Annotated in this window: 7 protein-coding genes; 6 read left to right on the forward strand and 1 reads right to left on the reverse strand. The window is 70.5% G+C overall.

Going from position 1 to position 13,427, the window contains the following annotated elements; translation table 11 throughout:
• Positions 1-186: 186 nt before the first annotated feature.
• The 4 genes from ACLZN2_RS34815 (at position 187) to ACLZN2_RS34830 (ending at position 5,497) form a co-directional block, all read left to right on the forward strand.
• A complete protein-coding gene (locus tag ACLZN2_RS34815; protein WP_416983444.1) occupies positions 187-1,095 on the forward strand; it encodes a LysR family transcriptional regulator in 909 nt (302 codons plus the stop codon).
• A gap of 286 nt (positions 1,096-1,381) precedes the next feature.
• Positions 1,382-2,122 (forward strand): AfsR/SARP family transcriptional regulator, encoded by a 741-nt coding sequence (locus tag ACLZN2_RS34820; protein WP_416983445.1) that lies wholly within the window; start codon positions 1,382-1,384, stop codon positions 2,120-2,122.
• Between the two features lie 63 nt (positions 2,123-2,185).
• The gene (locus ACLZN2_RS34825; RefSeq protein WP_416983446.1) at positions 2,186-3,535 is read left to right on the forward strand and encodes an NAD(P)/FAD-dependent oxidoreductase; all 1,350 of its coding nucleotides are present in this window, start codon (positions 2,186-2,188) and stop codon (positions 3,533-3,535) included.
• Positions 3,536-3,640: 105 nt separating this feature from the next.
• A complete protein-coding gene (locus tag ACLZN2_RS34830) occupies positions 3,641-5,497 on the forward strand; it encodes an FAD-dependent monooxygenase (protein WP_416983447.1) in 1,857 nt (618 codons plus the stop codon).
• Positions 5,498-5,512: 15 nt separating this feature from the next.
• Here ACLZN2_RS34830 and ACLZN2_RS34835 read toward each other — a convergent pair whose 3' ends face one another.
• Positions 5,513-5,962, reverse strand: coding sequence for a MarR family winged helix-turn-helix transcriptional regulator (locus tag ACLZN2_RS34835; protein WP_416983448.1), 450 nt, complete (start codon positions 5,960-5,962; stop codon positions 5,513-5,515).
• A 321-nt stretch (positions 5,963-6,283) separates the two neighbouring features.
• Here ACLZN2_RS34835 and ACLZN2_RS34840 point away from each other — a divergent pair, with 321 nt between their 5' ends.
• Entirely contained in the window at positions 6,284-11,635 is a 5,352-nt protein-coding gene (locus ACLZN2_RS34840) for a type I polyketide synthase (protein ID WP_416983450.1), read from the forward strand.
• Between the two features lie 84 nt (positions 11,636-11,719).
• The gene (locus tag ACLZN2_RS34845; protein ID WP_416983452.1) at positions 11,720-13,423 is read left to right on the forward strand and encodes a (2,3-dihydroxybenzoyl)adenylate synthase; all 1,704 of its coding nucleotides are present in this window, start codon (positions 11,720-11,722) and stop codon (positions 13,421-13,423) included.
• Positions 13,424-13,427: the final 4 nt, after the last annotated feature.

A 13,427-nucleotide genomic window follows, 5' to 3' on the forward strand; every position in this document is an offset into this window, starting at 1 on the left:
GGCTGTCCTCCCAAGGAGGTACGGGGGTGTTCTTGAGCAGAAGCCGCATAACGGCAGCATGAGATATCGCCGGGACCGGTTGTGGGCAGGGGGCGATACCTGAAATCCTTGCAGTGCGAACCCGGTTGCAGAAGCGGGCACTTCCGATGACGACCATCGGCAGAGCCGATCAGAAGGGCGGGAGCTGTGGAACTGCGTCACCTACGGACGTTCCGAACCGTGGCGCGCACACTCAACTTCACGCGGGCCGCGGCAGAGCTCAACTACGCCCAGTCCAGCGTTACCGAGCAGATCCAGGCCCTGGAGAACGAGCTCGCCGCCAAGCTCTTCGACCGCACCAACCGCAAGCTGTCGCTGACTCCGGCCGGTGAACGGCTGGTCGAGTACGCCGACCAGATGCTCCTGCTCGTCCAGGAGGCGCGCACCGCCGTGGAGGACGAAGCCCGGGAGCCCGGCGGCCAGTTGACCATCGGCGGCCTGGAGACCCTGTGCGCGCACCGGCTGCCCGCCATCCTCGCCCGCTACCGCCGGCTCTACCCGCGCGTCCAGGTGACGCTGCGCGAGGGGGGTCGCGGCCAGCTCTACGAGTGGGTCCGGCGCGGCGAGATCGACGTCGCGCTCACCTTCGGCCAGGCACCCCAGGACAAGCTCCTGGCGAGCGAGCCCCTCACCACTGACCGGCTGATGGTAGTCGCGCCCATCGACCACCGACTCGCGTCCTACGCCCGGGTCGTCGGCCAGGACCTGCGCGGCGAGTCGTTCCTCGCCACCCCGCAGGGGTGCGGATTCCGGGAAATGCTCGACACGCTGATCCACACGCTGGGTCCGGACGCGCCCGTCATCGACGCCCAGGTCGCGAGCATGGCCGCCCTGTGCCAGTGCGCCTCCGCGGGCATGGGCTGCGCGCTGCTGCCCGAGATCGCGGTGGCCGGACCCGCCGCCCGCGGCGAAGTGGCCGCAGTACCCCTGACGGGCAGCGCCTCGCAGACCCAGATCACGATGACCTGGCTGCGCCGGGCGGAGCTGCGGCCCAGCGTGCCGGCGTTCCTCGCCACGGCCCGCGAGGCCTTCCAGGAGCTCGAACGAGCCGCTTGACCCCGCGACAGGCCTGATCGATACCGGCCTTCGTACCGGTCGGTGGCGGTCGAGGCATCCACGGGGATCACTTGAGGTACGCCCTCCGATACCGAGCGCTCACACCTTAGTGCCGCACACCTTGTGTACGACGCAAATCGCCGCCTAAGTTCCACACCTGAAGTCACGCAATGCCAAGCGGCGCAAAACTGTGTGCGGAGGGCAGATGGAAATAGGCACCCTTGGTCCGTTCAAATTTCAGATCAATGGAAACGAGGCGGCTCCCAGGGCACCCAAGATCAGGCAAATGCTCGCCCTGTTCTCCGTACGCAGCAATCAGGTCGTCCTGCTGCGCGACCTGGTGCAGGAACTCTGGTACGAAACCCCGCCGCAGAGCGCAAAGATAACACTACAGACCTATATTGTCCGCCTCCGCCAACAGCTCGCCAAAGACCTTGAGCTGAGCGGCGCTTCACTCGATCCGAAGGATCTCCTCCAAACCTTCCACGGGGGATATCAGCTCACCGTCGATCCGGCCGTCCTGGAATACCACCGATTCGAGGATCTCGCGGCCCGGGGCCGCCGCGAAATCGCCACGGGCGACTACGCGCGCGCCTCGCTGGTGCTGCGGTCGGCTCTGGACATGTGGCGTGGGCCCGCCCTGGTCGACGTCAGCACCGGTCCGCTGCTGCAAGCGCACGTGACCAGGCTGAACAACGCCCGGGTGACCGCTGTCGAGCAGCTCATGGAGGCCGAACTGCGCCAGGGCCGGCACCTGGACATACTGGGCGATCTCACGGACCTCACGGCCGAGCACCCCTTCCACGAAAACCTGCACGCACAATTGATGGTCGCCCTTTATCGGGCCGGCCGACGATCCCAGGCCCTTGAAGTGTTCGCCGGGCTCCGGAGCACTCTCGTCACCAACCTGGGTATCGATCCGTCGCACCAGCTGAGCCGTCTGCACGGAGCGATCCTCAACGGCGATCCGACCCTTGAGCACCTCCCGCAGCGCGGCGGAATGCTGCTCGACTGCTTCGCAGCCTGACGAATCGTCCGCACTTTCCCAGTTCACGTATTCCCGGTTCACGCCTTTCGAAGGAGACCGTAAGTGAATTCTGCCCAGACCCCGCTCGAGCAGGTGGATGTCATCGTCATCGGTGCCGGCCCGGCGGGCACCACGGCGGCGACCAAGCTTGCCCAGTCGGGGCGGTCCGTGCTCGTTCTTGAGCGGCGTTCCCTCCCTCGATTTCATATCGGTGAGTCGCTGCTGCCGCCGATATCCGCAATTCTCGAAGAACTCGGCGCGTACGAGCGCGTCCTGGAGCAGGGGTACGTGCTCAAGCACGGGGCGGAGTTCAGCGGCGGCCGCAAGGGACGGTTCGGGCGCATCCCGTTCGCCGGTCAGGGGCCCGGCCGCCACCACGTCACGTTCCAGGTCGAGCGGGCCCACTTCGACAAGACGATGGCCGACGTGGCGCAGGAGAACGGCGCCACAGTGCTGCAGGAGGCAACGGTCCACGAGCTGCTGCGGGACGGCGACCGCGTCGTGGGCGTGCGCTACGAGTACGGCGGCAAGAGCTACACCGCCCACGCGCCGTACGTCATCGACGCCGGCGGCCGGGCCAGCAAGGTGGCGCACACCTTCGGGCTGCGCCGCAGCATCGACAGCCTGCGCATGGTGGCGGCGTACCAGCACTTCAAGGGCCTGGACGAGCAGTACAACCCCGGTGTCGAGGGCGACCTGCAGATCGGCGGCCACGCCGACGGCTGGGTGTGGGCGATACCGATCTGGTCGGACACCATCAGCGTCGGCGCGGTCATGCCGCGCGACCTGCTGCACGGCGTGGCCGACCGCGAGGCCGTCTTCCGGGACCACGTGTCCCGTATCTCCCGGATCACCCAGCGCCTCACGGGCACGGAGCCCATCGGCGAGCTGAAGGTGGAGACCGACTACTGCTACTACTCCGACACGATCACCGGCGACGGGTGGTTCATGGTCGGCGACTCCGCGACCTTCTTCGACCCGATCTTCTCCGGCGGTGTCTTCCTCGCCATGTGCACCGGCCTGAAGGCCGCCGAGGCGGTGGACGCCATCCTGTCCGAGCCGGAGCGCGCCGACGAGCTTCAGCTCGCCTACTCCAACTTCTACAAGACCGGCTACGACGTCTACGGACGCCTCATCTACGCCTACTACGAGGCCGGTTACAGCCTGCGCGGCTTCCTGACGGACGCGGGCTTCGACATCTCCGGCGACCAGCTCGGCAGCAACAAGTGGGTCGCGCGGCTGGTCAGCGGTGACTTCTGGAACCCGCGCAACGTCCTGCTCGGGCACCTTCGCGCCCAGTCGAAGTGGGACACCTTCGCCCCGTTCGAGCCCTACTGGGGCTGCCCCTTCTACGAGGAGCTGAACGTGGCGGAGGACGAGGAGGCCGCCAAGGAACCCGCCCCCGTGGCGTGACGCCCTACGGCCCTCAGTCACGAGCCCCGGCGAGCAGAGCGGTGCGCTGCTCGCCGGGGCTTCCCCTCGTCCGCCCTCTTTTCTGCTCCCAGGAGAGCCACCACCATGCGACCTCAGACCTTCGCCGTGATCGGCGGCGGACCCGCCGGCCTCTTCCTCGCCCGCCTCATCAAACTGCGTGCCCCTCAGGCCTCGGTCACCGTCTACGAACGCAACGCCGCGGACGCGACGTTCGGCTTCGGAGTAGTCTTCTCCGACCGCACGATGGCCGCCTTCGAGCAGGCCGACCCGAAAACCTGCCGGCGCCTGCGCGAGGCGAGCGCGCAGTGGACCGACATGGAACTGCGGCACCAGGGCCGCTCCCTTCGGTACGGCGGCTACGGGTTCACGGCGATCTCCCGCAGAACGCTCCTGCGCATCCTCCAGGAACAGGCCACCGAGGTCGGCGCCCAGCTGCACTTCCACCACGAGATACCGCTAGCGGACTCGTTCCACGACGCCGATGTGGTGGCAGTCGCGGACGGCGCCAACTCCGCAACCAGGAGGGCGTATGCGGAGTTCTTCGGCACGACCGTCGACGCGTCGGGGCCCAAGTACATCTGGTTCGGGACCCCTGCGCGCTTCGACCGGGTGACCTTCCCCTTCGTTCAGACGCGCTTCGGCCCGTTCGCCGCGCACGCCTACCCGTACGAGCCGGGAACCAGCACCTTCATCGTCGAGACGGACACCGCCACCTGGCGAGCGGCCGGCATGGACGTCTCCACGGACGAGGCGCAGGCCCCGGGTGTGAGCGACATCCACTCCAAGGAACTGCTCGAAGAAATCTTCAAGGAGCATCTCGACGGCCATCCCCTGCTGGTCAACAACAGCAAGTGGGCCTCGTTCCAGGTGGTGCGCAACGACAGCTGGTCACACCGGAACATGGTGCTGCTCGGGGACACAGCCCACACCGCCCACTTCTCGGTCGGCTCGGGCACCAAGATGGCCATGGAGGACGCGATCGCCCTCGCCGAGGCCCTGGACACTGAGGGCACGACGGCCGACGCGTTCCGCGCGTACGAGGCCAAGCGGCGGCCGGAGGTGCAGCGCACCCAGAACTGGGCCGCGCCCAGCATGCACTGGTGGGGCACGTTCGCCCGGCGTCTGCACATGGAGCCGGAGCAGTTCGGCTTCCACTTCCTCACCAGGACCGGAGCCATTTCGTACGCGGGTCTGAAGCGTCGTCACGCGTCGCGCATCGACGAGGTCGAGTCCTGGTTCGCACGCCGGTCGGCACCCGACGCCCCGCCAGAGCCCGGGCCTGCTCGCTCGGCCGTCTCCCTGCCGCTCACAGTGGACGGCACCATTCTGGCGAACCGCATCGCCACGGTGACGCCGCCGGACGCTGTCGAGTCGAGCGCCCAGGCCGGCGGTGGACTCGTCATCGTGGACTGGTCCGCAGGCGGACCCGACGGCAGTCAGGACGCCTGGCGGGCAGCGATCGAGCGGGTCCGATGGAACGGTGCGGAACCCATGGCCCTGTTGCGGGCGCAGGACGCGGGCGGCGAGGCCTTCGCGCGTGCGGTGGGGATCCGGATGATCGAGCGGGTGCTGACGACTGCGGCGCCGCAGGACGGTATGTCAGTGGTGGTCGGCGTCGACTGTCCTCCGGTACCCGCATGGAGCTCCGAGGGTGAGGACTTCGTCCAGTGGTGCTCGGAGCAAACGCGGGCAGGTGCCATCGGCGTACATCTGCGGCTGCCGAGAGAGGAGTTGACCGAGCGGGGGTGGGGGCGGGCCCTCGCCTACGCGGACCTGGTGCGCGAGAGCTCGCGCAAGATCGTCCTCCTGGACGCGCCCGACGGATGGGCGCTCGCCGCGCCGGACTCGCATCGCGGTGAGAGTTGGGGGACGCGGATCCACACTGCCCTGCTGTCCGGGCGGCTCGACATCGTCGTAGCGCGCCCGCTGGCCCGGCTCTGACCCCAGGCCCCGGCCCTACTCCGTTTCGGACGGGGAGGGCCGGGGCTCGCGGGACGCCTGGGCTTCGGCGAGGCCGGCCTCCAGGCGCCGGAGGACGTCGAGTGTCCGGCCGAGCTCGGACGGGGTCATGCTGCCGACAGCGGCTTGCTCCAGCTCCCGCCAGAGCTCCTCCACTTCGCCTTGCAGTTCGCGGCCCTTGTCGCTGAGGGAGACGATCACGATCCGCTGGTTGTCGGGCGGGCGGTGCCGCGTGACGAAGCCCTGGGCCTCCAGTCGCTTGAGCATCTTCGTCACCGTCGACGCCTCCAGCCGAAGCGCCGTCACCAAATCGCCCTGCGGCTGATGGTCGCGGTTCCACAGGCGCATCAGCAGCAGTTCCTGCCCGGGGTAGAGGCCCACCTGACGCAGCAGGGCGCCCGCGAGGTTGCGGTGGGAGCGGGCGATGCTTGCCAGCAACTGGTTCACTGATCCGTCGTCAAATGCGCGATTCACCCGGCGCCCCCTGCCGTCGACCTCGATCTTCTTGCAGAGGCTACAAGTTCGCCTCCACACACCCCACTTGGATTCCCCGGGATCCCTTGCCGCGCAACAATTGGTCGGCTAACGTTTAGCCGCACCAAGCTTTGGGCTCCAGACGTCCACCCCCTCCGACGTCGGCCCCCATGTATGCCGCAGGCGGGCGGCATGTCGCGTTGTCCAGGATCTTCTCGTACGCCCGACGAGGGCCCTTCTTTCCCCACGTGGTTGAGAGAACGGCCCCAGGCAGTGACGAGGGGGCATTCTCCAGTGGTCAGTCAGACTCCGGATGCGGGGCGAGAAGCGACGGCGATCGAACCGATCGCGGTGATCGGAATGGGATGCCGGTTCGCCGGCGACATCGACTCTCCCGAGCGGTTCTGGAACTTTCTGATGGCGGGCAAGGACGCCATCGGTGAAATCCCGTCCGAGCGTTGGGAGCCGTACGCCTCCTCCAGCGCGGAGAACGCGGCGCTGCTCAGGCACACCACACGCTTCGGCGGGTTCTTGTCCGACATCGAAGGATTCGACGCGGAGTTCTTCGGCATCACCCCGCGCGAGGCGGAGCTGATGGACCCGCAGCAGCGGATCGTGCTCGAGGTTGCCTGGGAGGCCCTGGAGCACGCGGGTGTTCCGCCGCGCTCGCTCGCCGGCGGCGACACCGGTGTCTTCATCGGTGTCGGCTCGGACGACTACGGACGGCGTCTCCTTGAGGACCTGCCGCGCATCGAGGCGTGGACGGGCATCGGCGGCGCCTTCTGCGCGGTTGCGAACAGGATCTCGTACACGCTCGACCTGCGCGGCTCCAGCGTCGCGGTGGACACCGCGTGCTCCTCGTCCCTGGTCGCCATCCACCAGGCCTGCCAGTCCCTGCGCCTGGGCGAGGTGCCGCTCGCCCTGGCCGGCGGCGTGATGATCATGGCGGGGCCGGGGCTGACGATGGTCCTGGACGCCGCCGGCGCGACCTCGCCGGACGGCCGCTCGAAGTCCTTCGACGCCTCCGCCAACGGGTACGGCCGCGGCGAGGGCGCCGGCGTGATCGTCCTCAAGCGGCTCAGCGACGCCCAGCGCGACGGTGACCGCGTCCTCGCGGTGGTCCGGGGCAGCGGCATCCACCAGGACGGCAAGACCAACGGCATCATGGCGCCCAGCCAGGAGGCACAGACGCACCTGCTGCGGCGCACCTACGAGCACGCGCGGATCTCCCCCGCCTCCGTCGACTTCGTGGAGGCCCACGGCACCGGCACCCGCATGGGCGACCCGATCGAGGCGGGCGCCATGGCTGCCGTGTTCGGCGCGGACCGTCCGGCCAACCGCCCGTGTCTCATCGGTTCGGTCAAGCCCAGCATCGGCCACCTCGAAGCCGGTGCGGGCGTGGCCGGTGTCATCAAGGCCGTACTCGCCCTGCAGCACGCCCGGATACCGCCGACCGCCAACTTCGAGCGGCCCAACCCCGCCATTCCCTGGGCCGATTCCGGCCTCAGCGTCGTCGCCGAACCGACGCCCTGGCCGCGGACCGACGGTCCGCGCCGGGCCGGTGTGTCCGGCTACGGGTACGGCGGGACCATCAGCCACATCATCCTCGAGCAGGCGCCCCAGGGCGCCGAACCGGCGGAGGACGGCCACGACGCGCAGCCCGCCGCCCGGGTGTACCCGCTGTCCGGCGCGTCCGAGGCCGCGGTCCGGGATTACGCGGGGAGGCTCGCGGACGCGCTGGAGACCGAAGGCACCGCGCCTTCGGCGGCAGCGCTCGGGCACACCCTCGCCCGGCGCAGGTCCCACCTCGCCCATCGTGCGACGGTCGTCGCGGGCGACCGCGCCGAGCTGGTCTCCCGGCTGCGGGCCCTGGCCGCCGAGGAGTCCGTACCGGGCGTCGCGTCCGGGCGCAGCGCATCCGAGGCCGCCGCCGGTGCGGGGCTCGTGTGGGTGTTCTCCGGGCACGGCGCCCAGTGGGCCGGCATGGGGCGTGAACTCCTGGCCACCGACCCGGAGTTCGCCGCCGTCATCGACGAGATCGCTCCCGTCTTCATGGCGGAGATCGGGTTTTCCCCGCGCCAGGTCATCAGCGACGGCGAGTTGGGAGACGTCTCCCGAATCCAGCCGATGATCTTCGCCATGCAGGTCGGCCTGGCCGCCGTGTGGCGTGCCCAGGGCGTCCTGCCGGACGCGGTGATCGGGCACTCGGTGGGCGAGATCGCGGCGGCCGTGACGGCCGGCGTACTGAGCCTCCAGGACGGTGCGCGGCTGATCTGCCGCCGGTCGATCCTGCTGCGCCGGGTCGCGGGCCTGGGCGGCATGGCGATGGTGAACCTGCCGTTCGAGGAGGCGGCCCGGCGGCTGGCCGACCGGACCGACGTCGTCGCGGCCATCTCCGCCTCGCCGTCCTCCACCGTGGTGGCCGGTGACGCGGCCGCGGTGGAGTCCGTGAGCGCCCAGTGGAAGGACGAGGGGCTCGTCGTACGGCGTGTGGACTCCGATGTGGCCTTCCACAGCAGCCACATGGATCCGCTCCTCGACGAACTCGCGGCCGCGGACCACGACCTGAACATCCGCCCCGCCGTGCTTCCCGTTTACACGACGGCTCTCGACGCCCCTCGCGCGAACCCCGTCCGGTACGGCGGCTACTGGGCGGCCAACCTGCGCAACCCGGTCCGCTTCGCCGAAGCCGTCACGGCCGCGGTCGAGGACGGCTACCGCCGGTTCGTCGAGGTCTCCGCGCACCCTGTCGTGGCGCACTCGATCGACGAGACCCTCGACAGCCTCGGCGTCACCGACGCCCTGGTCGCCCACACCCTGCGCCGCGGCAAGCCGGAGCGCGAGACGCTGCTGACCAACCTGGGCGCCCTGCACTGCCACGGCGGCGAGATCGACTGGGCCGCGATGTGGCCCGCGTCCGCCCTCGCGGAACTGCCCCCGCCGGCCTGGCAGCACCGCCCCTACTGGGCCGAGTCCGGGCCCAAACTGGCCGGTGGCGGCGGCCACGACGTGGACAGCCACGCCCTGCTCGGCACGCGCACGGTGGTGACCGGGACGACGCCGCTGCAGGTCTGGCAGACCTACCTCGACGAGACCTGCCGCCCCTACCCCGGCGACCACCCCGTCCAGGGCGTCGAGATCATCCCCGCCACCGTCCTGCTGAACACCTTCTTCACCGCGGCCACCGGCTCCGGCGAGCGGCCCGCGCTCAGCGACGTGTCGCTTCGCGTGCCCGTCTCCGTGACCACCGCGAGGGAGCTTCAGGTCACCCTGCAGGACGGCACCGTGCGCCTGGCGTCGCGGCTGCTCGACCAGGGAGCGGACGACGAGGACGGCCAGGCCTGGCTGACCCACACCACGGCGTCGGTGTCGCATGGCGTGACGGTCGCGGACGACCGCATGCTCCCGCTCATGGACGTCCTGAGCCGCTGCACGGAGTCCCTCTCCCCGGACTTCCCCATCGACCGGCTCGCCTCGATCGGTGTCGCTGCGATGGGCTTCCCGTGGGCCGTCGAGGAACTCCTGTGCGGCCCGGGCGAGTTGCTGGCCCGCGTCCGTGCCGACGGCGACCGCGAGGAGCGGCCCACCTCCTGGGCCTCCGTCCTCGACGCCGCCCTCTCCATCGCCTCCGTCGCCTTTGACGGCCCGCCCACGCTGCGGATGCCCGCGCACATCCGGGAGGTCGCCCTGCGCGGCGACTCGCCCGCCCGCGTGCTGATCAGCGTGCGGGTGGCCGAGGGGACGGCGGCCACGGACACCGTGCACGTCGAGATCGCGGAGGAGACGGGACGCGTCGTCGCCGCCCTGCGCGGACTGCGCTACGGCGTGCTGGACGGCGATCCCGGGGCGGCGGCCAGCCCCCGTCGCCTCGTCCACGAGATGGTGTGGCGGCCCCTCGAACTCGACGCCTCCTCGGCCGACCGTCCCGGCCTCGTCGTGCTGGTCGGCGACGACACCACGGTGAAGGCCGCCCTTGCCGGGCAACTGACCACCGCGGGCACCCCCTGCGTGAGCCTGACGATGCCTCAAGAACTGGAAACCGTGCGGGAGCGGCTCGGGGCGTCCACGGCAGTGCTGGTGGTGCCCGCGGTCACCGCCGCGACGGAGACCGTGACCGACGCAGCCTTCCGCGCGACCTGGCTGCTGGCCGGCACCGCGCAGTGGCTCGCCGCCGCGCGGCTCGCGGCCCGGCCGAAGTTGTGGTGCGTCTCTCAGGGGGTGCGCGAGAGCGCCGACGGCACAAGCCTCGGTCACGGCAGCCTCTGGGGGCTCGGCCGTGTGATCGGCGGTGAGCACCCCGACCTGTGGGGCGGAATCGTCGACCTCGCGGCGGACGGTGCGTCGCCGGACGCCGACGGGCTGCTGTCCGTGCTCGGCTCGGTCAGGGGCGAGGACGTCATCGTCGTACGCGACGGGCAGTGGACCGTCAGCCGGCTCGCCCGGATCGAGAGGGACGCGACCTCGGCGGCGACGGAGTTCCGGGCCGACGGCACCTATCTGATCACCGGTGGTCTCGGCGCACTCGGCTTGGAGATCGCCCACTGGATGGCCGGCCGGGGTGCCCGGCGTCTGGTGCTCGCCGGACGCTCCGGGCTGCCTCCCCGCGAAAGCTGGGACACGGTCGAGGACCCGCGCGTTCAGCGGCAGATCGAGGCCGTGCGGTCCCTCGAAGCACTCGGCGTGACCGTACGGGCCCTCGCCCTGGACATCACCGACCGCGACCAGGCGGCCAGGCTGCTGTCCCCGTCCGAACTGCAACTCCCGCCGATCAGGGGCGTGGTGCATGCCGCGGGTGTCCTCGACAACCGCATGCTCGCGGATCTGACCGAGGACTCGCTGCGCACGGTGATGCGGCCGAAGGTGGACGGCGCCCTGGTCCTGCACGAGATCTTCCCGCCCGGCAGCGTCGACTTCTTCACCCTGTTCTCGTCCTGCGGTCTGCTCCTGGGACTGCCCGGACAGGCCAGTTACGCCTCCGGCAACGCCTTCCTCGACGCTCTGGCCGAACACCGGCGGGCCGCCGGTGACCACGCCACGGTCAGCTTCGGCTGGACGTCGTGGCGAGGGCTCGGCATGTCGACCTCCTCCGAGGTGATCGACGCCGAGCTGGAGGCACGCGGCACTGCCGACATCGCCGTGGCGGAGGCCTTCCGCTGCTGGGAGCTGGCCGACCGGCACGACAGCGCCTACTACGCCGTCCTGCGCACGCTGCCGCCGACGCCGGGTGCCGTACGGCCGCGGCTGCTCAGCGAGTTGACGGTCGACGACCCCGAGGGCGCCGCGTCCGCGGACGCCGGGAACGCCGAGTGGGAGTCCCTGTCCCCCGACGAGCTGCACGGCTACCTGATCGACGCCGTCCGCCAGAGTGTCGCCGACGTCATGAAGACCAGCCCTGCGGATCTCAACGTGCGGGCACCGCTCACGGAGTTGGGCCTCGACTCGGTGATGACCGTGGTCGTACGGCGCCGCCTGGAGAAGCGGTTCCGGCTCGCCCTGCCGGCCACGCTGCTGTGGGAGCGGCCCTCGGTGGAGGCCGTGGCCGGGTTCCTGCGCGGCGAACTCACGCCGGCCGAGGCGGACACGGACATGCCCTCCGACATCGAACCCGTCGCCGAGCGCACCGACGCGGAGCTCCTCGTCGGCTGATCGGACAACCGGCCGGCGACGGCGTCTTCGCCGCCGCCGGCCCCGTGATCCGTGCGTACAGGACCGCAGAAGCAGGAGAGACCCATGACACGAGCGGGTGCCGTCCCCTGGCCCGACGACCTCGTCCAGCAGTACGTCGCGAAAGGCTACTGGCGGCAGCGGCCGCTGGGCGCGCTGATGTGGGAATGGGCGGACGCGTACGGGCCGCGCGTCGCCCTGGTCGACGGCGACCGGCGCATCACCTACCGGGAACTCGCCGAGACCGCGGACATCCTGGCCGAAGGTCTGGCCCGCACCGGCCTGAAACGCGGCGACAACATCCTCGTCCAGCTGCCCAACTGCCGGGAGTTCATCGCCCTCGTCCTCGCCTGCGCCCGGCTCGGCGTGGCCCCGGTCCTCGCCCTGCCCCCGCACCGCGAGCACGAGCTGACGTACATGGCCGAGCTCGCCGAGGTCTCGGCCGTGGTGGCGCCCAGCAACTGGCGCGACTTCGACCACCAGTCGCTCGCCGAACACGTCGCACGGATACGCGGCCACGGATGCCGGGTCCTGGTCGTCGGGGACACGGTGCGCCCCGGCAACGTCGACCTGCGCGCGCTCATGACCGCCACCGGTGACCCGGCCGCCCGGCGGCACCGGCTCGATGCCCTCGCCCCCGACGCGAGCGAGGTACTGCTGTTCCTGCTGTCCGGCGGCACCACGGGCCTTCCGAAGATCATCGCCAGGACGCACAACGACTACGAGTACAACGCCCGCCGCAGTGGCGAGGTCTGCGGCTACGGCCAGGACACGGTCTATCTCGCCGTCCTGCCCATCGCGCACAACTTCGCCCTGGCCAGCCCCGGCGTCCTCGCGGCGCTGATGAACGGCGGCCGGGCTGTGCTGATGCCGTCGCCGAACCCCGAGGCCGCCTTCGCCGCGATCGAACAGGAGCGGGCGACCGTCGCCTCGCTCGTCCCCGCCGTCGCCCGACGCTGGCTGGATGCCGCGGCAACGAACCACCACGACCTGTCCAGTCTGAAGGTGGTCCAGGTCGGCGGCTCCGTGCTGTCCCCCGCCGAGGCGCAAAGCCTCCTGGACGGTCTCGGCGGCCGGCTCCAGCAGGTCTTCGGCATGGCCGAGGGCCTCCTCAACTACACGCGGCTCGACGACCCCGACCACCTGGTCCTCACCACACAGGGGCGGCCCATCTGCCCCGACGACGAGATCCTCCTCGTCGACGACGACGATGTGCCCGTACCCCCGGGGCAGCCGGGCCGGCTCCTCACCCGCGGCCCCTACACGCCCAGGGGCTACTTCGCCGCCCCCGAGCACAACGCGCGTGCCTTCACCGCGGACGGCTGGTACCGGACGGGAGACGTCGTCCGCCAGGACGGGGCCGGCAATCTCACCGTGGAGGGCCGCACGAAGGACCTCATCAACCGCGGCGGCGAGAAGATCTCCGCCGACGAGGTCGAGGAGCTGGTGCGCAGCCTGCCGCAGGTCGCCGACGTCTCCGTAGTGCCCTCGCCCCACCGGGAGTTGGGCGAGTCGGTGTGCGCCTGTGTCGTCCTCAAGGGCGGGCAGACGCTCGATCTCGCGGACATCCAGCGCCTGTTCCACGAGCGCGGTGTGGCCGCCTTCAAGACCCCGGAACTGCTCATGTTCCTCCCCGCACTGCCCCAGACGCCGGTCGGGAAGATCGACAAGAAGGCCCTGCGGAAGCTGGCCGGCGAACCGGCCGTCCCCGCCCGGCCGACACCCGGCCGGGCCCGGCCCGCGCGGGTGACCGCGCTTCCGCGCCCGTAACGGC

The sequence above is a fragment of the Streptomyces sp. T028 genome (assembly GCF_048159505.1).
GTDB lineage: Bacteria > Actinomycetota > Actinomycetes > Streptomycetales > Streptomycetaceae > Streptomyces.